The following is a 19,927-nucleotide window of genomic DNA, read 5'->3' as shown; positions in this document are numbered from 1 at the left end:
TAGCGAAGTGATCAATATAGCGCGGCTCTCATTTAACGGCTGCCTCCGGTTTAACTGCACTCACACAATCCGGTTACCGAGCTCAACGCTTCCAGCCGCGGTCACGCGCAATGCGCTCGCCCGCGGCGTCAAGCGTTGCACCGTCGATGCGCTCGTCGATGGCCTCAAGCACGGCGGCAGGCGCCGTGCTTGAGGCTTGGCGGTATGCGGCAGTCTCGGCAGGCACTTCGCGCAGCACGGGAATGCGCCAGCCATCACCCTCGCGACAGGCAAGGCCCGCGCTGCCGCTGACTGTGAAGCTGCGGCAATAGCTGCCGTCGAGGGTCGCGAAGCTCACACCGATCTGGACAAGTTTGTCCGGTTGTGTGGTGCTCGCCAGTTGTTGCGACAGCGCGCCGGCCAGTTCTCCCCGCGCGAGCAGGCGCCCGTTGGCATCGAGGGCAGCAAAGCCGGTATCATTGCCACCCGCGCCGCCGCCCAGCCAGGCGCTGCCGGCAAGCACGCCGACGGCGAGCGAGGCCGCCAGCGCTCCCCAATGCGGCCAGGCGCGCCGGCGGACGGTGGCCGCTCTGGCTGCTTCGGCTGCTTCCCACGCCTTTGTTTTGCGCTCACGCGCGGCATCCAGCGAGCTCACGCTACCAGGGCCGGCACCAGAGCCAGTCCCGGTCGCTTGCAGCCGAGCTGGCACGGGCTCGTCCAGCACGCCGACGAAGGCGGCAAAGACGCCGGCCCTCAGCGCGCGGTGGCGCGCGACGGCCGCGGCGACCGCCGGGTCCTCATGCTCCGCGCGTTCGACCAGGCTGCGCTCGGGTTCGCCAAGCTCGCCGTCGGCATAGGCCATCAGGGTTTCGTCGGAAAAGCTCATGGTATGCTCCTCACTTCGTCTTGCAACAGTTTTTGTAATGCGTCGCGCGCCCGTGCCAGCCGACTCGTCAGGGTGCCCATCGGAATGTCCAGCACCTCGGCCGCTTCCTTGTACGGCAAGCCGTCTACCAGCACGAGAGCGACCACGATCCGGTGCTCCTCGGACAGCAGGCTCATCGCCTTTTGCACGGCCATACGCTGGTGATGCGTCTCCATCGTGTCACGGCCGACGAGTTCGCCTTCGTCCGCAGGGGCAAACAGATCGTCGCGCCGCACCCGGCTACGCACTTCGTCTATCCAGGCATTGCGGACGATGCGAAACAGCCAACTGTCCAGGCGGGTTCCTTCGGTATATTGCTCAGAGCGCCCGATCGCACGTTCCATCGCGACTTGCACCAGGTCATCGGCATCTTCCCGGTGGAAGGTGAGAGAGCGCGCGAAGCGGCGCATCCGGGGCAGCAGGGCAGCAAGGTCGTCGGCGAGCATGGGTTTTGTATTGGTTACATCGAGTAAACGTCGGCGGGAGGGATTTTAGTCCATCCGCAATCGTTTTTACTTCGATATAGTTCCCAACATCGTTAGGCATCATTTATGCTCACATCCATGAAACCCTGCCGTTCACTCTCCAAACGATTGGCGCAGGCCGTCGTCGCGCTGGTGCTATGCGCCGCTGGCGCGGCCAACGCGCAGCTGCGCCTGCCGTCCCTGAACCTGCCGCAGCCCCTCGGGCAGCCCGGACTGGACACCCTGGTGCGCCCGGCCGAACGCCTGCTGGACCGCGCCGAACCGGACGAGCTCGGCGCCCTGCGGCTTGTTCAGGTGGCCGAGCTGCTGCGCCGCCATCCCGACGTACTCGAGGTGGATCCGCGTGGAGAGCCGGTCGTGCGCTCGGAAATCCTGGCGACTTCGCCAACGCCCGCCGTGCTGCGCGCCGCTGCCGGCCTTGGCTTCCAGCTGATCCGCGAGCAACAGTTCGACGATCTCGGCGCGTCGCTCATCGTGCTGCGTGCGCCCGCCGGCATGAAGACCGCCGAGGCACTAGCCCGGCTGCGTTCGCTCGATCCCCAGGCCTCGTTCGATTTCAACCATGTATACATGAGCGGCGCCAGTGTGCCGCTGGACGGCGGCGCTACCGGCAGCGCGCCGACGGGTGGCGTCAGGGCGCCGGGCGCCGTCGGACTGATCGATAGCGGCGTCGCAACCGGCCACCCGGTATTTGCCGAAGCCACGATCGAAGAGTTCGGCTGTGGCGGAACGCGTCATCCCGCGCCCCACGGCACGGCTGTCGCCGCACTGATGGTCGGGCGCGCCGAGCGCTTCCGGGGCGCGGCGTCCGGCACCAGGCTGTATGCCGCCGACATTTATTGCGACAGCCCCACCGGCGGATCGGCCGACAAGATTGCCGCTGCCTTGGGATGGATGTCGAAGCACGGGGTCGGTGTCATCAACCTGAGCCTGGTCGGCCCGGCCAACGCCACGCTAGGGCGGATGGTGGCGGCCATGGTCGCGCGCGGCCATTTGCTGGTGGCGGCCGTCGGCAACGACGGGCCGGCGGCGCCGCCGCTGTACCCGGCCAGCTATCCCGGCGTGGTGGGTGTGAGCGGGGTCGACCGCCAGGGACGGCCGCTGCCGGAAGCGGCGCGCGGGCCGCAGGTGATGTTTGCCGCTCCCGGTAGCCAGATGGTGAGCGCGGCGCCTGGGGCGCCGCCGTATCGCCAGGTGCGCGGCACCTCGTTTGCCGCGCCGATCGTCGCCGCGCTGCTGGCGCAGTCGCTGCCGCAGCCGGATCGCGAGGCCTCAGCGCGGGCCCTGGCCGCGCTGAGGCGCCAGGCCGTGCGCAGCGACCCGGCGTCGATCAGCAATGCAACCGGATACGGCGTCGTGGGTGCATCGCTGCGCGTGGATCCTGCGCGCTTTCGCTAGAAAATAGAAATATTTTCGGATGGATGGAATAAACGGCCGAGCCCGTTCGTTTTCCATGTAACTGCGCGCTATCCAGCGCCACTTACAGGAGAAACCATCATGCAAACCAAGAAAATCGTTCGTCACATCGCCATCGCCCTGACCATGAGCTTTGCCGTTTCGGCCCACGCCCAGCTGCTCGGCGGCGGTGGGGGCGGCCTCGGCGGCGCAGTAGGCGGCATGATCGGGGGCGGCGTCGGCGCGCGCATGGGGCCGATCGAAGCGATGGGCGGCCGCGGTTCGCCGCTCGAGGCACCACGCCAGATCGAACGCCGCGCCAGCGGCAGTATCGACGCCAACGGCGACGCCAGTGCCCGCGGCAATGCCCGTGCCTCGGCGCTCCCTGCAGCCGCCCAGTCCTCCGATGCCAGCTTTAGTGTTACGGGACAGGTGCTGTCCGGTGCACGTAGTGCCGCCAACGGCGCGGCAAGCGGCGAGAGCAGCCTGCAAAGGGCAGGACATGAGCCGCTTGTCCGGGCAGACGGCGCCGGCAGCGGTAGCGGTGAACTGACAACGGGCCTGCCGCGTGGCCGTGCGGCCGAGGTGGGTTCGGCAGGCGGCAGTCTGGGCAGCGCACTGGTGGGTACTGTGCGCAGCGCGGACGCCGAAAGCAGCACGTCGGGAAATGGCACTGGTCAACTTACCGGCAGCATCAAGCGAACGACTTCCTCGCTCGAGGGGCGCGGTAGCGGCGCAGCAGGAGCAGGCGGTGCGTCCGATGAAGGCAGTGGCAACCCAGGATCGACTGGTAGCTTGGGCCGCACCGCGTCAATGCTTGCAGGCAGAGGTAACGCCGCAGCTGGGGCAGCGTCGGATTCCGGCAATGGCAATGCAGGACTGGCCGGCAACCTCAGCCGCCAGGCAGCGTCGCTTACCGGTAGCGGCGAGACCGGCGCCAGCCATTCGGTGACGGGGGCCAGCAGCCCATCGGGCGCCAGCGCCGGCATGCAGGGGAAGGGCAGTGCATCGGCGTCGTTTGGCATGCAACCTGGCGGTGTTGCAGGACAGGTTCGCGACCTTTCCGGTAGCGCCCGCTCGGGCGCCAGCGCCGCAGCGGAGCCCGCCATAGCAGCCGCACGCAGCCGGGCCAGCCGCAGGGCCGAGTACGCCCACTCCACAGTCAATGGCGCACGTGGCGCAGCGACTGCAAGCGCGCGTAGTGCCGCTGGTGGGACACGTTCGGTTGCAGGCAAGGGCGCGTCGACGCAACTGTCGGCGTCCGTTGGCGTCAATGGTTCGGCGTCCGCTCGTGGCTCCGCTTTGGGTGGCGCCCGCATCAACTAACGGAAAGCATCCATGCGGCGCGCCGTTGGACAACGGCACGCCGCGTTTATGTCAGTTGGATATGTTTATAGGACAATTCGGCTTTGTTGAGCAAATCGAACACAGGCCGAGCTGACGCTATTTGTAGTTCGTTTTATAACACTGGGACCGTAATCGGAGTGCCCAGCCGAGTGAAGCGATTCAGCACAGCCGCTCGCACCTGCAATTCGGCGACCTGACGGTCGTGCCATGACGCGTTCGCCCAGCAGCTTGAAACAGCGCATTTTGGTTTCGACAAGACTGCGCCGATGGTAACCGCTCCATTTCTTCCAGATCGTCCGCCCCAACCGGCGTGTCGCGTGCAGAATGTCGTTACGTGCATCCGCGCCGCGGCGGTTCGTCTTCCAGGGTTTGGCATTCTTGCGAGTAGGGATAATGGCATGCGCTTCGCGCAACGCGATCGCCTCGTGACAGTCCTTCGTGTCGTAGGCGCCATCGTCGCTGACGCTGGCAATGCGTTCGTCAACAGAAATCTGGTCAAGCAACGCTGGCAGGACAGGTGCATCGTCAATGCTGTTGTCGGTCACCTCCATGGTCCGGATCTCGAGCGTGGACGCGTCGATCCCGAGGTGTACCTTGCGCCATTGCCGGCGATAGTCTGCGCCATGCTTTTTCGTCTTCCAATCGCCTTCGCCCAGCATCTTGATGCCCGTGCTGTCCACCAGCAGATGCAAACCTGTCGTGGCTGGTACTGCACCGATAGCAACCTGCAGCGTCTTCTGGCGCCGGCTGATCGTGCTGTAGTCCGGTACCGCCCAGTTCAGTCCAGCCAGGTGCAGCAGGCTTTGCGTCATGCCCATGGCATGGCGCAGCGGTAAATTGAACAAGCACTTGATGCTCAGGCAGAACTGGACCGCCTCGTCGCTGAACGTCTGGCTGCGCCCGCGCTTGCCACTCGGCTGGCCGTGCCAGTTCATCGTCGTGTCAAGCCAGATGAGTAGCGAGCTGCGTGCCTTGAGCGCTTCGTTGTACGTTTTCCAATTCGTCGTGCGGTACTTCTGTGGAGCTGGTTTCATCTGTTCAGGCTACCAGACCGGCCGGCTCTACGCTGGGCGGGCCTGATTTGCGCAACAAAGCCGTCCAGAAGCGTACTTGCAAGGGGTGAGCAGCGTCAACCTGCGCCCGATTTTGGCGCCCAAAACTCGAACCGCGCGGCGCCTTTGGGACGCACGCTGGCAATGCGTTACCACAGGAGGGTGTTCACAGAATTACTTTGTATGACGGCGAGCGCGCAATCCCGGACTCGTGATCGCGCGCAGCTGGCGCGCATCGCCGAGACGGATCACGAACAAGAAGGGATGGCCTGGATGGATGGGCGCGCAAGCTTTCGCATACGGTGACGACGCCGCCGCACCGCGGCGCCAAGGAACGGGAGCAAGCCGGTCGACAGCATGGCCCACGTGGACGGTTCCGGCACGGGCGGCGGCACGGTATGGCTTGCAAGGAGGTTGGTGTAGGCGCGGACCTCTCCGCGGACAGGTTCGTTGCCGGTCTCGATCAGTAGCGGAGTGATTCTGTCGCCGGCCCTGTACTCTTCATGACCGCGAAACCAACCTTCCTCCGAGTTAAAGTAGAAGAAGAAGCCGCCCGCCGCATCCGTGCCTTCTGGCGGATTCTTGTGGAGCGACAGGTCCAGTATGAAGGTGAAGTCGGTGCGGGGCGAAATACTGTAGGTGAAGACAGCCCTGGTGTCCAGATACACACCGCCGGAGGCGTCTTCGCTCCATTCTCCGCGCGCTCCGGAGCTGGCGCCATCGAACCAGACGCTTCCTTCGCCATCCGGCCCGCCGGCCGTACAGCTGCCCATGCTGGTGATGGTACATTCGTCCAGGATGGTGCTCTTGCTGTCGAACACGATTGCCGTTCCGCTGACTTCGGTCAGCTCGAACGTGGCCCATGGGGTAATGCCATCGTTCGGGTCCTGATCCACCAGTTCATACTTCAAGTTATTGTATGCCGCCGACACGGTCACCTGGGCCAGGGCGCCGCACGACATGGAAAACAGCAGCGAGGCAAGAACGCATGGAAGTCTGCTCGGCATGGCTTGCTCCTCATGGGGATGCGCATCCGATCATCATAGTACGCCTCGGTGAAAATGGGCGATCGGCCCAGGGAGATATGCAGGCCGGCCCATGGTCGGGTCGCTTTACCGCCACGAGGGTAGAGCCTATCTGTGCCACTTTGATCTGAGTCAAACGAGCGCTACGACCGCTTCGTATCCTTTGTGGTATCAATGGGAAGCCACGCGAGGTCCGCGCTTGCGACTCAGGAGGTGATATGTCTGTCTCTCGCTTTCGGCGAGTCCTGCTCGCCGCAGTGCTGGCCCCGCTGTGCTTCCATTCTCCGGACGGGTTCGCTCAAACGCCCTACAACCTGTACCCGATCCGTCCCTTCTTTTCACCCCAGGGCATCAACGACGCCGGGCAACTTGTCGGCGTCAGCTTTAACGATGAAGGCTTGGGCCAAGGGGCGATCTGGACGCGGGGCGGCAATCCACCGATCATGCGGCTGGGAACGACCTATGATGCCGCCAACGATATCAACAATGCCGCGCAGGTGGCCGGGACCCACAACCTGCCATCGGGGGAGCTGCGTCCGGTGGTGTTTGCCGACGGCGGCATGCGCGACCTCGGGACACTGGGGGGAGCTCGCGGTGTCGCGTTCGCGATCAACGAGAGCGGCCAGGTGACCGGATTTTCCAGAACCGCAGCGGGCGAGGACCACGCCTTCCTTTACGCCGATGGCGCACTGAAGGACCTCGGCGCCCTGGAGGGCGGGCGCAGCTATGGCCAGGGCATCAACAATAGCGGCCAGGTGGTGGGCTACGCGACGATCGCCCCCGGCGAAGATGCGCCGGCGCGCGCCTTCCTGTACAGCGGGGGAACGATGACGGATCTCGGCGCCTTCGGCGGGGTAGCCAGTTCCGCAACGGCGATCAACGATGCGGGCCAGGTGGCTGGATATGCGCTCGATGCCGACGGCAATACGCGTGCTTTCCTTTATGAGGATGGCAGGATGACGGATATCGGCACGCCCGGCGGCGAGTGGGCGGTCGCCAATGCGATCAATAACAGGGGCGATATCGTCGGCTACGGCGGTATTGCCAGTGGCGAGGGGCGCGCTTTCATCTACAGCGAGGGCAAGTTGACCGATCTGAACAACCTGCTGACCCCACACGAAGGCTGGACGGTGAACATGGTCAATGCCATCAATGACGACGGTGAAATCGCGGGCTTTGCCTGCCGCCCGCATCCCGACTACCCCGCGGCGTTCGACTGCGCAGGCGTATTCCTGACACCGGTCCCTGAGCCCGCTCCCTGGATGCTCTGGACGTGCGCTGTCCTGCTCGGCTGGACCTGTTTCAAGAAGAAAGACTATGGTAGATTTCTTCTTCCTGAGAAAAGTGTAGCCGTAAAATAGCATCGAGTGCATACAAGGTGCGGCGTAATTCCAGCATGGAAGCACCTGGATCGCCGTCACTCGACTTGACATTCGCAAAGCGGTCCACAATGCGGCTGAGCCGAAAGATTTCACGGTGCGTGTTACTCATGGATGCCATCGAATCCTCACCGCCGATCAGGCGCGCCACATGCGGATACAATCTGGCGTCATCATCCGATTCGTGCGGGAGCAGTTGACTCCGAAGTAGCGTATTCAATGCGACGAGCTCTTCTCTGATGACTGATGAGGGCATGGTGTCCGCGCGGTCCGCCAGTGAGCCCAGGCGTTCAATGATGGGCAGCAGCCGTGCATGTTCCTCCTTCAGCCTGGCTACCTCGCCGGGCGGCATGCCGTCTTCCGACGTTGCGACATCCAGGCGAAGAACGCGCAGCGCGTTCAAGATGACGGCGACGTCGATCAGCTCTTGTAAAAGTGCGCCCGCTACCGGTGGCAGATAACCGTACGCAGCAACCAGCATTGCGATCATCGACAGCGTCATTCCTCCTATGACGCTCTGCAAGGCGATCGTGCGGGTTTGCTGGGCGATGCGAACCGCGAATGCCAGACGGTCCAAACGGTCCACCAACAATACGACTTGCGCAGACTCGGCCGCGGCAGCAGCACCGCGTGCGCCCATCGCGACGCCGATGTCCGCGGCAGCCAATGCCGGCGCATCGTTAATGCCATCGCCGACCATCATCGTTACCCCATCCATCCGCGCCTTCGCGATCTCGGCAAGCTTCGATGACGGCGTCTGCTCCGGCATGACCGCATCGATGCCAAGCGAGCAGGCGATGGTATGGGCCACATCGCGGCGGTCTCCGGTCAGCATGGCGATCCGTCTCACTCCGCATGCCCTTAGCAGCCGCAAGGCGCGGGGCGAGTCCAGCCGAATCTCGTCCGCCATCTCCAGTACGCCGTGCAACTTGCCATCGATGGCGATGCAGACGCCTGCGGCGCCGTCATATCCGATGCGCTCCAGGGGGGCCGTCGACCAGGCCGGCTTCTCCGCAGTCCCTGATACATAGTCGTAGCCGCCGACGCGAACTTCCTTGCCATCCACATGTCCGGACAGGCCGGCCCCGGGCTGCTCGATGACCTGTCGAGGCGTGGACAGCACCAGCCGGCGTTCCACGGCGGCGCCGACCACTGCCTGCGCAATCGCGTGGCTGGACATCTGCTCCAGGGACGCAGCCAGCCTGAGGACATCTTCCGGCTGTGCGGACGGATCGGTTGCGACGGCGACCAGCCGGGCCTTGCCCCCAGTGAGCGTTCCTGTCTTGTCGAAAAAGATGGTGTCGACCTGCGCCATCTTTTCGAGCGCACCACCGTGCTTGATCAGCACGCCACGCCGGGCACAACGGGACATCGCGCTGACGATGGCAACGGGCACGGCCAGGATCAGTGGGCAGGGCGTAGCGACAACCACCACGGCCAAAGCCCGGTTCGGGTCGCCAGTCAGCAACCAGGCGATCCCGGCAATACCAAGGGCGAGGGGAACGAACAGGAGGGCATACCGGTCTGCCAGGCGGGCAGCGGGGGCTTTCGACGCCCGGGCCGATTCGACAAGGCGAATGATAGTGGCAAAGGTGCTGTTGTCCGCCGTGCTGGTGGCCAGCAGGTCGAATGCATTCCCGGCATTGATGACGCCACTGCCCAATGCCACCCCGGGCGGGTAAGGAACCGGCAATGCCTCACCCGTCAGGCTCGACTCATCCACGGTGGCGCCATTCATTAGCGTGCCGTCGACCGGCACTGTTTCGCCCGGCCGGACCAGGAGGCGATCGCCCGGCTGAACCGCTGTCAACGGCACCTGGACAACCACGCCGTTTTCATAACGGTTGGCGAGCCTGGGTGCTTTGCTCAGCAAGGCAGACATGTCGTCCCGGGCCCGCTTTTCCGCATAGCCTTCCAAAGCCCGGCCGCTGGCAAACATCAGGGCGATCACCGCCGCAGCAAGATTTTCCTGAAGGGCCAGTGCACCAACGATCGAGACGAGGGCGATGAGGTCAAGTCCTAATTTTTTGCGCCACAGTGCTGCGATCGTGTCCGCCAGCACCGCGACAAGCACGACGCAAGCACCACTCAGCCAGAGCCAGCTTGCCACATCGCGTAGATCGAGCAGGTGCAAGACGGCGCCGCCGGTCAAAGTGAGGGTGCAGAAACCCACTTGTATCAAACTTAACCTATTGTTCGCGAGCATGATGACCTCGAACATCCGTTGCTGAAAGCGCTGGACTGGAATCTCGTTAACCCGTTGCCGTGTCGGATTGCCAGCGCACCGCCAAGGCATTCGATGCTGGTCAGAGATCGCCGTGTCGTTCCCCGTCTGATGCGGCCGTGGGCATATTCCCGTCGCTTTTAGTCTAACATCACTGAAATGGTCTCCCTGCGATATGAAAGAGGGTGGCGGACACGACAAGAGCAGGTTCGCTCCCGGCATCGTAATATGCTTGTCACGCCAACGGTCCCGTAGCGAGTCGGTCCGGCAGCGTTGGCTGTTCCGCGTTTCAATCGTGCCAAAACCGTGATGCTCGGATCCCGGGTATCCGGTTTTCAGGAGACGTCCATGTTCCCAGGCTTCATTTTTGCAACCGGTATCGAGAACAGCATCCCCACCATCCAGAACGGCCGGGTACGCATGGACGAGATGGAGAAATGCGGCCATTACGCCTACTGGCGCAAGGACTTCGAACTGGTGCGCGAACTTGGCGTACGCGCCTTGCGTTACGGCGCGCCGCTGCACCGCACCTGGATCGGCCCCGCGAAGTACGACTGGTCGTTCGCCGACGAGGCGTTCGAGGAACTGCGGCGCCTGAATATCGTCGCCATCGCCGATCTATGCCACTTCGGTGTGCCTGACTGGATCGGCAATTTCCAGAATCCTGATTTTCCTGCTCAGTTCGCGCAGTACGCGCGCGCCTTCGCGGAGCGTTATCCCTGGATGCAGGTCTACACTCCAGTCAACGAAATGCAGATCTGTGCCCTGTTCTCGGCCTTGTATGGCTGGTGGAACGAGCAGATGACCACCGACCGCGCCTTCGTCACCGCACTCAAGCACATCGTCAAGGCCAACATCCTGGCGATGCGCGCGATCGTGCAGGTCCGTCCCGACGCGCTGTTCGTGCAGAGCGAGTCCAGTGAGTATTTTCACCCGGAGAACCCGGCCGCGATCAGCATGGCCGAGCACCGCAACGCGCGGCGCTTTCTGTCACTGGACCTGAACTACGGCCGCCGGGTTGACTCGGAAATGTATGAGTACCTGCTGGACAACGGCATGACACGTGAGGAGTACCACTTTTTCCTCAACAACAATCTCAAGCATCACTGCATCATGGGCAACGACTACTATGTCACCAATGAACATCATGTCAGTGCGGACGGATTGGCCCATGCGTCGGGCGAGGTGTTCGGCTACGCCGTCATCACACACCAGTACTACAACCGTTATCGACTGCCAGTCATGCATACGGAGACGAACTCGATGCAGGGGCCGCAGGGCGATGAAGCGGTGCGCTGGCTACGCAAGGAATGGGCGAACGTCCTGCGGGTGCGTAACAATGGTGTGCCGGTCGTCGGCTTTACCTGGTACTCGCTGATCGACCAGGTGGACTGGGATATCGACCTGCGTGAGAACCGTGGCACCGTCAATCCACTCGGTCTGTTCGACCTCGAACGCAATATTCGTCCGGTTGGTGCTGCCTACCGCGCCCTCATCCGCGACTGGGCCGAGGTGCTGCCCACGCAAAGCATCTGCCTGCGCGTTCCTATCGTACTGCCGCAGGAGACGGAGTGTGCCGACATGTATCCGCTGCCGCGACTCCCAGGGGAAGCGGGCGGTGCGGCAACGGCCGCACCGCCAAATGCGGAATGATTCATGTCGGAGAATTGCTGGAACTCGCCCGAAGCGCCGGCGAAACCCCAGCGTTAACAGTCCAGCCGCCAGCAGCTAGCCCTCGCAAGCAGTGACGGTATACGAGGTTAGCCCATCCAGGCATGCCGTCAACAGTACCGCAAAGTACGTGCGCTACGGGGATATGAGCTGAGACAAACGAAGGCGAAAAAAAACCGCCGTCATAGGAGAAGCGGCGGGTCTTGAGACAACACGAATTGTTGTGTTACCAATACGTGGTGCCCGGAGCCGGGATCGAACCGGCACGCCATCTCTGGCACGGGATTTTAAGTCCCGGGTGTCTACCAGTTTCACCATCCGGGCAGCGCGCCGCATTCTAGCACAGGACGGCCATTTTCGGATCGTATTTGCAATTTTGCCCTGTTGGCAAGCCTGTCCCGGATCTCCTCGTACCGGCGAGCCCGGCCCCCCGTTGGAACCCCGCCAAGGATGGTGTAGCATGCGGGACGGCGCGCCCGGCGGGCGCCGCCGCCAGTCACAAGGACATGAATTTGAACATCAAGATCAACGACGAACTGCGTGCCTTCGTCGATCCGCTCACCGCCATCGAATACGCCGCGCTCGAGCGCAGCCTTCTCGCCGAAGGCTGCCGCGACGCGCTGGTGCTGTGGGGCGAGGTGCTGATCGACGGGCATAATCGCTACGACATCTGCCGCAAGCACGGCATCGACTTCCGCACCGTCCAGAACAACAGCTTCGACTCCCTCGAGGACGTCATGCTCTGGATGATCGACAACCACCTCGCGCGCCGCAGCGTCTCGGATTTCCAGCGCGGCGTGCTGGCCCTGCGCAAGAAGGAAATCGTGGCCTCGCGCATGGCCACGCAGCCGGTGCCCGAGGAGGCCGACAAGAACGACCCAGGGGCCGACGGCTCGCCGCCGTGGAATACGCGCGAGGACATCGCGCGCGCCGCGCGCGTGTCGTCCAACACCATCAGCCAGATCGAACGGATCCAGAAAGCCGCCACCCCGCAGCTGCGCGAGGCGGTCCGCGCCGGCACCATCTCGATCAATGCCGCCGCCAACGTGGCCCAGTTGCCGGAGGAGGCGCAGATCGCGGCCGTCGCCGGCGGACGCAAGGAGCTGCAGCAGGCCGCGCGCCAGGTGCGCGAGCAGAAGATGGCCACCCGTCCGCGCAAGGAAATGCCGGCGGAGCAGGGCGTCGACGAAGTAAGCGCGCTGCGCGCCGAACTGGCCGCGCTGAAGGACCGGGTCGCCACCCTGCTGACCGAGAACGAAGTACTCAAGCAGCGCCTCGCCAACAGCGGCGCGCCAGGCGCATAACAAGCAAAAAACAGGAGATCCCCCGATGTTCAAGCCCCGTTTCATCGCGTCCGCCGTGCTGGGCTGCGCCGTCCTCGGCGCGACCCAGCCGGCGCAGGCCGTCGCCGCCGACCAGCCGGCGGCGCAGCAGCCGCATGGCGCCGCCGACCTGGCGCGCTGGAAGAAGACGGCGCAACGGGTGACGATCATGCGCGACAAATGGGGCATCCCTCACATCTTCGGCAAGACCGACGCGGACACCGTGTTCGGCATGCTGTATGCGCAGGCCGAGGATGACTTCAACCGGGTCGAGCTCAATTACATCAATGCGATGGGCCGCCTGGCCGAAGTCGAGGGCGAAAAGGAGATCTGGCGCGACCTGCGCATGAAGCTGTACATCCAGCCCGCCGCCATGCAGGCCAGGTACGCCGCCAGCCCGGAATGGCTGAAGAAGCTGATGAACGCCTACGCCGACGGCCTGAACTACTACCTGGCCACCCATCCGGAAGTGAAGCCGAAGCTGATCACGCGCTTCGAGCCCTGGATGGCGCTGAGCTTCAGCGAGGGCAGTATCGGCGGCGACATCGAATCGATCGACCTGAAGGAACTGGAGCGCTTTTACGGCAAGCGCAGCGGGCCCGCGCTGGCCGCCGTCGACCACCGCGGCGTCGATCCGGAGCCGCGCGGCTCGAACGGCTTCGCGATCGCGCCGAAGCTGAGCAAGTCCGGGCGCGCGCTCCTGATGATCAACCCGCATACCTCGTTCTACTTCCGCCCCGAGGTGCACATGGTCAGCGGGGAGGGCCTGAACGCCTACGGCGCCGTGACCTGGGGCCAGTTCTTCATCTACCAGGGCTTCAACGACAAGCTGGGCTGGATGCATACCTCGGGCGGCGGCGACGTGATCGACGAATACCTCGAAACCGTGACCGAGCGCGACGGCCGCTTCTTCTACAGGTATGGCAAGGAAGAACGCCCGGTGCGCGCGGTGCCGGTCACGCTGCCGTACAAGACGCCGTCCGGCGCCATGGCCAGCCGCACCGTCACCGCCTGGTTCACCCACCACGGCCCGGTGGTGCGCGAGGCCGGCGGCAAATGGGTGGCGGTGAAGATGATGGACGAGCCGCTCAAGGCGCTCACCCAGTCCTATACCCGCACCAAGGCGCGCGACTACAACGCCTTCTACAAGGCGATGGAGCTGCGCACCAATTCGTCGAACAACACGGTGTATGCGGACGCCAAGGGGAATATCGCCTACTTCCACGGCAACTTCATCCCGAAGCGCGACCCGCGTTTCGACTGGACCAAGCCGGTCGACGGCAGCGACCCGGCCACCGAGTGGCAGGGACTGCACGCGATCAAGGACACGATCACGCTGTTCAATCCGGCCAGCGGCTACATCTCGAACACGAACAACTGGCCGTTCAGCGCGTCGGGCGCGAACAGCCCGAAGCGCCAGGATTACCCGGACTACATGTGGTCCCTGCCCGAGAACGCACGCGGCCGCCATGCAGTGAGGGTGTTCAGCGATGCGCGCGACTTCACCATCGACAGCCTGATCGCGGCATCCTACGACAACCACCTGACCGCCTTCGAGCCGCTGCTGCCGGCGCTGCTCAAGGACTACGACGCGCTTCCGGCGAGCGACCCGCGCAAGGCCCGGCTGGCGGAGCAGGTCGAGGCGCTGCGCGGCTGGGACCTGCGCTATGCGGCGACCTCCGTGCCGACCTCGCTGGCCATCTACTGGGGCCAGGACATGGTGGCCCAGCACGGGCCGCGCGCCCGCGCCCAGGGCACGCCGGTGGTCGATTTCATCGGCGCCAGCCTGAGCCCGGACGAGCGCCTGGCTTCCCTGCTGCGCGCCGCCGACAAGCTCCAGGCCGATTTCGGCAGCTGGCGCACCCCATGGGGCGAGATCAACCGCTTCCAGCGCATCAGCGGCGACATCGACCAGCAGTACGACGACAGCAAGCCGAGCTACCCGGTCGCCTTCGCGTCGGCGAACTGGGGCTCGCTGGCCTCGTTCGGCATGGTCGCCAAACAGAAGACGAAGCGGATCTACGGCGACCGTGGCAACAGCTTCGTCGCGGCGGTCGAATTCGGCCCGCGCGTGCGCGCCAGGAGCATCCTGGCCGGCGGCCAGAGCGGCGACCCGCGCTCGCCCCACTTCAGCGACCAGGCCGAGATGTACAGCCGGGGCGAATTCAAGGACGTCCTGTTCTACAAGGAAGACATCGAGAAGAACCTCGAGCGCAAGTACCACCCGGGGCAATGACATGACCGAAAGGCAGAAGATGCTCGCTGGCTTGCCCTATCACGCCAGCGATCCGGAACTGTGCGCGGAGCAGGCGGCGACGTCCGCCTGGCTGGCGCGCTACAACGCGGCGCTGGGCGCACCGGTCGCCGACTGGCAGGCGCTGCTGGCCGAGCGCGCCGGGCGGGTGGGGCAGGGCAGCATCGTGCGTCCGCCTTTCCATTGCGACTACGGCTGGAATATCACCCTGGGCGAGCGCGTGTTCGTCAACTTCAGCTGCGTGTTCCTGGACGTGGCCCCGATCGCGATCGGCGACGATACCCGCATCGGCCCCGGCGTGCATATCTATACCGCCGAGCATCCACGCGATGCGGAGGAGCGCCGCGCCGGCTTCGAGTCCGGCCGGCCGGTCGCCATCGGCCGCAATGTCTGGATCGGCGGCGGCGCGATCATCCTGCCCGGGGTCACGATCGGCGACGACGCCATCGTCGGCGCCGGCAGTGTCGTCACCCATGACGTCCCGGCGCGCGCGCACGTCGCCGGCAATCCGGCGCAGCCGATCGGCGGGTAAACGAGGGCCGCCGGCGCTGGCCGCCGGCGTGCGGCGCTTGCTATAATCGCGCACTTCGTTTTCCGCATTTTCAGCACAGGTCAGGGCAGTGGCTAAACTCTATTTCAGGTATTCGGCGATGAACGCCGGCAAATCGACTGCACTGTTGCAGGTGGCGCATAACTACGAAGAGCAGGGCCAGCAGGTCAAGCTCTACACCGCCCAGATCGACGACCGCTATGGCGTCGGCCTGATCACCTCGCGCCTGGGACCGCAGCGCCAGGTCGACACCTTCGATGCCGACACCAACTTCCTCGAGAGCGCGCCCGCCGTGGCCTGCGTGCTGATCGACGAAGCCCAGTTCCTGAGCACCGCCCAGGTCCAGCAGCTGCACCAGCTGGCCCAGGTGCGCGGCGTGCCGGTGATCTGCTATGGCCTGCGCAGCGACTTCCGCGGCGAGCCTTTCCCTGGCTCGGCCTACCTGCTGGCGCTCGCCGACGACATCGAAGAGCTCAAGAACATCTGCTCCTGCGGCAAGAAGGCGACCATGAACATCCGCGTCGACGCCGAAGGACGCCGCATCAAGGATGGCGAACAAGTCAGCATCGGCGGCAACGAAAGCTACCGCCAGGCCTGCGGCCGCTGCTTCTACGCGAGCTGAGATCCCGATGGCGCCGCTGCTTCGGTGCGGCGACTGGCTGCCGGCCGCCCTGTGCCTCCATGGCGACATGCTGCTGTACCTGCTGCCCTCGGCGGCGCTGGCCCTGCTGCTGTGGATCGGCTCCTGCGCCCATCCGTTCTTCTTCCTGTTCACCGCCGCCGGCACGCTGTGCCACGAACTGGCCCACTTTTCGGCCGGGCTGCTGACGAATGCCGAGCCGATCGGCCTGTCCGTGATCCCGCGCCGCATCGCGCGCCCCGGCAAGGGCCACAACTGGGAACTGGGTTCGGTCACCTTCGCCAACCTGCGCTGGTACAACGCCGCGCCGGCCGCACTGGCGCCGCTGCTGGTGCTGCTGCTGCCGTTCGCGGTGGCCTGGTGGCGCACCCGGCGCGACTGGGTGTTCGAACCGCTCGACCTGGCGCTGATGTTCTTCCTGGCGCCGCAGTTCCTGTCATTCTGGCCATCCCCGGTCGACTGGCGCCTGGCGGCCCGTTCCTGGCCCTATGTTCCGCTGCTGATCCTGGGCGCGGCTGGCTACTTTTACCATCCTTTGCTGTTTCAACTTGTAAAAGGATGAACGCTTGGCTTATGCCAGCCTTAATCTCTGGCTCCAGGGGTATGCAAGCCGGCTCTGTTCGGCCACGCTATCCTGTAGAATTGGCCGGAAGCGCGGATTGACCAGCCCTCCGGGCCGGCCCCGCAACCGCAACAGCATCCCGACGGGAGAAACGAAGAATGAAAAAACATGTGTTCATTGCCGCTCTGGCATTTGCCATGTCCGCCCATGTGGTGACCGCACAGCCCGAGAAAGCCGCTGCCGCCGCTTCCGTGCCGTCGGCCTCCGCCTCCGCCTCTTCCCTGCAGATGAAGCCCATCGCCGCCCAGACCCAGGCCGCGCTGTGGGCTTCGCGCGTGCTCGGACGCTACCACTACAAGGCGGTGCCGCTGGACGACGCCATGTCGGCGAAGATCTTCGACAACTACTTCGAAACGCTCGACAGCGAGAAGCTCTACTTCGTCCAGGCCGACATCGACCGCTTCGCGCCGCTGCGCACCAAGTTCGACGATGCGATCAACAACGAAGACCTCACCTCGCCGTTCCAGATCTACAACCTGTACCAGCAGCGCTTCGCCGACCGCATGACCTATGCGCGTGAGTTGCTGAAAACCAAATTCGATTTCAGCGCCGACGAGACCCTGCAGCTCGACCGCGAAAAGTCTCCCTGGGCCAAGTCCGAGGACGAGATCCGCGATCTGTGGCGCAAGCGCGTCAAGAACGACTGGCTGCGCCTGAAGCTGGCCGGCAAGGAAGACAAGGCGATCCGCGAGACCCTCGACAAGCGCTACGAGAACTACATCAGCCGCGTCAAGAAGCTGAACAACGAAGACGTGTTCCAGATGTTCATGAACTCGTACGCGACCGCGATCGAGCCGCACACCAACTACCTCGGCCCGCGCTCGGCGGACAACTTCGACATCGCCATGCGCCTGTCGCTGGAAGGCATCGGCGCCGTGCTGCAGTCGCGCGAGGACTACACCATCATCCGCGAAATCGTGCCGGGCAGCCCGGCCGACAAGTCGGGCAAGCTGAAGGTCGGCGACCGCATCGTCGGCGTGGCCCAGGGCAATGCCCCGTTCACCGACGTGCTGGGCTGGCGCCTGGACGACGTGGTGGCGCTGGTGCGCGGCGAAAAAGGCTCGACCGTGCGCCTCGACGTGATCCCCGGCGATGGCGGCCAGGATGCCAAGCACGTGACCGTCTCGATGGTCCGCAAGAAAATCAGCATGGAAGAGCAGGCCGCCAAGAAATCGATCATCAAGGTCAAGGAAGGCGGCGTGGAGCGCCGCATCGGTGTGATTTCGCTGCCGACCTTCTACCAGGACTTCGAGGCGCGCCGCAAGGGCGACAAGGACTTCCGCAGCGCCACCCGCGACGTGGCGCGCATCCTGGGCGAGCTCAAGAAAGAGAAGGTCGACAACGTCCTGATCGACCTGCGCAACAACGGCGGCGGTTCGCTGATCGAGGCGATCGAGCTGACCGGCCTGTTCATCGACAAGGGCCCGGTCGTGATGCAGCGTACCGCCGAAGGCCGCGTCGAAGTCGAGAGCGACACCACCCCCGGCCTGGCATGGGATGGCCCGATGGGCGTCCTGATCAACCGCGGTTCGGCCTCGGCGTCGGAAATCTTCGCCGCGGCGATCCAGGATTACGGCCGCGGCCTCGTGATCGGCGAACCGAGCTTCGGCAAGGGCACGGTCCAGACCCTGATCGACCTCGACCGCTTCTCGCAGAGCGATAAGGTGCGCTACGGCGAGCTGAAGATGACGATCGCGCAGTTCTTCCGCATCAATGGCGGCACCACCCAGCTGCGCGGCGTGAGCCCGGACATCAAGCTGCCGGTGCTGTCGGACGTCGAGAACTTCGGCGAATCCTCGTATGACAACGCGCTGCCCTGGGTGGCCATCAAGCCGGCGACCTACCTGCCGGCCGGCGACCTGAAGGAACTGGTCGGTCCGCTGCAGAAGCGTCACGATGCGCGGATCGCGAAGGACAAGGAGTTCCAGTTCCTGCAGGAGGACATCGCCGAGGTGATGCGCTTGCGCAAGGAAAACGCGATCTCGCTGAACGAGACCGTGCGCCGCAAGGAACGCGACGCCCAGGACGCCCGCGCCAAGCTGCGTGAAGCGCGCCTGGCCGGCGGTAGCGGCGCCGAAACCGACGAGCCGGCACGCGCACCGGGCAGCAAGGAAGCCCGCGGCAAGGTGCCGGAGGCAACCAAGCCAGGCAAGTCCGTGGTCGCCCTGCGTGGCTCGCCGCGCCAGGACGACGGCCTCCAGGCCGACGAGCGCAACCTGCAGGCGGAGCTGGCGGCCGAGAAAGCGGCCAAGGACGCCAAGGATGTCCTGCTGCAAGAGGCTGCCAACATCCTGGCCGACGAGGTCGGGATGCTGAAGACCGACACGCGGATGGCTTCGCGCGCCATGCCTTACATGGCTAGCCCGCGCGGCAACTGAACAGGAAGGGCGCGGCGCTAGCTGCGTCCTGCCGGCGCCAGGGGAGCGGCGCTTCTGATAACGGCCGTGTCTGTGAAGACACGGCCGTTTTGTCTTGGCTCTGTTCGCGTTGGCTGTGGAATCGGCCAACTGCTTACTGCTGAGTTCGCCGCAGGGCGGCGCGCAGCAGGTGCGCCGGCGTCGACAGGACACCGGCGTCGAGCACCCTTTGCCAGCCCGAATAATGGATCAGGTAGCGGCTGGCGACGCCGCGAAAGCGCACCAGCCAGTTCTTGAAGCGGCCGTGCCAGCCATTCACATTCTGCAAATGAATCGTGCCGCGCGCCCGGATCCCGGCACGCACGTCGATGCTGGCGTGCGCGATGCGCGCGTCCCGGGCGAACGCCACATAGGCCTTGGCGCCATCGCTGATCAGGAGCACATCGGGCGCCAGCGCCGGTCGCAGGCAGGCATCGAGTTCGGCCTTTCCGGGCATGCCCCTGCCGGTGACGAAGTCGAGCGTCTGCCGGGTCCGGTCGCGCGCCACCAGCAGGCAATCGAGGTCGCGCGAGATGCCGCGCCGGCGCGCCCGACCGCCACGCCGCCGCGCCGGGCGGGTCAGGTGGCGCGAACCCTTTTGCGACTCCAGCAGGTAGGTCTCGTCCGCTTCCACGATCCCGGTCAGCTGCTCGGCCCGGTC

Annotated in this window: 15 protein-coding genes, 1 tRNA gene and 1 pseudogene; 10 read left to right on the top strand and 7 right to left on the bottom strand. The window is 64.7% G+C overall.

Features of this window, described 5'->3' with window-relative positions:
• Window positions 1–82 precede the first annotated feature (82 nt).
• Complete coding sequence (locus H162_RS0109065) at window positions 83–865, bottom strand: hypothetical protein (protein WP_020653144.1); 783 nt, start codon at window positions 863–865, stop codon at window positions 83–85.
• Window positions 862–1,350, bottom strand: coding sequence for an RNA polymerase sigma factor (locus tag H162_RS0109060; RefSeq protein WP_020653143.1), 489 nt, complete (start codon window positions 1,348–1,350; stop codon window positions 862–864). Before H162_RS0109060 ends, H162_RS0109065 begins: the two co-directional genes overlap by 4 nt.
• 105 nt (window positions 1,351–1,455) lie before the next feature.
• Between H162_RS0109060 and H162_RS0109055 the strand changes: the two genes are divergently transcribed.
• A complete protein-coding gene (locus H162_RS0109055; protein ID WP_229451987.1) occupies window positions 1,456–2,787 on the top strand; it encodes a S8 family serine peptidase in 1,332 nt (443 codons plus the stop codon).
• A 99-nt stretch (window positions 2,788–2,886) separates the two neighbouring features.
• Window positions 2,887–4,110, top strand: coding sequence for a hypothetical protein (locus H162_RS33950; protein ID WP_156885529.1), 1,224 nt, complete (start codon window positions 2,887–2,889; stop codon window positions 4,108–4,110).
• Between the two features lie 133 nt (window positions 4,111–4,243).
• Here H162_RS33950 and H162_RS30425 read toward each other — a convergent pair.
• Together H162_RS30425 and H162_RS0109045 are read right to left on the bottom strand one after the other, a co-directional pair.
• Window positions 4,244–5,165: pseudogene (locus H162_RS30425) on the bottom strand (IS5 family transposase).
• A gap of 266 nt (window positions 5,166–5,431) precedes the next feature.
• Window positions 5,432–6,190: a PEP-CTERM sorting domain-containing protein gene (locus H162_RS0109045; RefSeq protein WP_020653141.1), complete on the bottom strand. Its 759-nt coding sequence runs from the start codon at window positions 6,188–6,190 to the stop codon at window positions 5,432–5,434.
• A 236-nt stretch (window positions 6,191–6,426) separates the two neighbouring features.
• Here H162_RS0109045 and H162_RS32600 point away from each other — a divergent pair, with 236 nt between their 5' ends.
• Complete coding sequence (locus H162_RS32600) at window positions 6,427–7,569, top strand: DUF3466 family protein (RefSeq protein ID WP_020653140.1); 1,143 nt, start codon at window positions 6,427–6,429, stop codon at window positions 7,567–7,569.
• Here H162_RS32600 and H162_RS0109035 read toward each other — a convergent pair.
• On the bottom strand, window positions 7,511–9,808 hold the full coding sequence (locus H162_RS0109035; RefSeq protein ID WP_020653139.1) for a heavy metal translocating P-type ATPase: 2,298 nt from the start codon (window positions 9,806–9,808) through the stop codon (window positions 7,511–7,513). The genes H162_RS32600 and H162_RS0109035 overlap by 59 nt on opposite strands.
• Before the next feature lie 351 nt (window positions 9,809–10,159).
• Here H162_RS0109035 and H162_RS0109030 point away from each other — a divergent pair, with 351 nt between their 5' ends.
• Window positions 10,160–11,464, top strand: coding sequence for a family 1 glycosylhydrolase (locus H162_RS0109030; protein ID WP_020653138.1), 1,305 nt, complete (start codon window positions 10,160–10,162; stop codon window positions 11,462–11,464).
• Between the two features lie 255 nt (window positions 11,465–11,719).
• Here the strand turns inward: H162_RS0109030 and H162_RS0109025 are convergent.
• Window positions 11,720–11,806, bottom strand: a tRNA-Leu gene (locus tag H162_RS0109025).
• A gap of 188 nt (window positions 11,807–11,994) precedes the next feature.
• Between H162_RS0109025 and H162_RS0109020 the strand changes: the two genes are divergently transcribed.
• The 6 genes from H162_RS0109020 to H162_RS0108995 all read left to right on the top strand — a co-directional run bounded on the left by H162_RS0109020 (window position 11,995) and on the right by H162_RS0108995 (window position 19,248).
• Window positions 11,995–12,786: a hypothetical protein gene (locus H162_RS0109020; protein ID WP_020653137.1), complete on the top strand. Its 792-nt coding sequence runs from the start codon at window positions 11,995–11,997 to the stop codon at window positions 12,784–12,786.
• A gap of 25 nt (window positions 12,787–12,811) precedes the next feature.
• Window positions 12,812–15,040 carry an acylase gene (locus H162_RS0109015; protein ID WP_020653136.1) on the top strand — a complete coding sequence of 743 codons (2,229 nt, stop codon included), beginning with the start codon at window positions 12,812–12,814 and terminating at the stop codon, window positions 15,038–15,040.
• 1 nt (window position 15,041) lies between these two features.
• Window positions 15,042–15,590, top strand: coding sequence for a sugar O-acetyltransferase (locus H162_RS0109010; protein ID WP_020653135.1), 549 nt, complete (start codon window positions 15,042–15,044; stop codon window positions 15,588–15,590).
• Window positions 15,591–15,678: 88 nt separating this feature from the next.
• Window positions 15,679–16,230: a thymidine kinase gene (locus H162_RS0109005; RefSeq protein ID WP_026354430.1), complete on the top strand. Its 552-nt coding sequence runs from the start codon at window positions 15,679–15,681 to the stop codon at window positions 16,228–16,230.
• Between the two features lie 7 nt (window positions 16,231–16,237).
• The gene (locus tag H162_RS0109000) at window positions 16,238–16,810 is read left to right on the top strand and encodes a hypothetical protein (RefSeq protein WP_020653133.1); all 573 of its coding nucleotides are present in this window, start codon (window positions 16,238–16,240) and stop codon (window positions 16,808–16,810) included.
• A 197-nt stretch (window positions 16,811–17,007) separates the two neighbouring features.
• Window positions 17,008–19,248 (top strand): carboxy terminal-processing peptidase, encoded by a 2,241-nt coding sequence (locus H162_RS0108995; RefSeq protein ID WP_020653132.1) that lies wholly within the window; start codon window positions 17,008–17,010, stop codon window positions 19,246–19,248.
• 133 nt (window positions 19,249–19,381) lie between these two features.
• Here the strand turns inward: H162_RS0108995 and H162_RS0108990 are convergent.
• A partial coding sequence (locus H162_RS0108990; RefSeq protein WP_020653131.1) for an IS1595 family transposase occupies window positions 19,382–19,927 on the bottom strand: 546 nt, incomplete at its 5' end.

The organism is Massilia niastensis DSM 21313 (assembly GCF_000382345.1).
In the GTDB taxonomy this organism is placed as follows: Bacteria; Pseudomonadota; Gammaproteobacteria; order Burkholderiales; family Burkholderiaceae_D; genus Telluria; species Telluria niastensis.
This window is presented reverse-complemented; position numbering and strand designations above follow the sequence as displayed.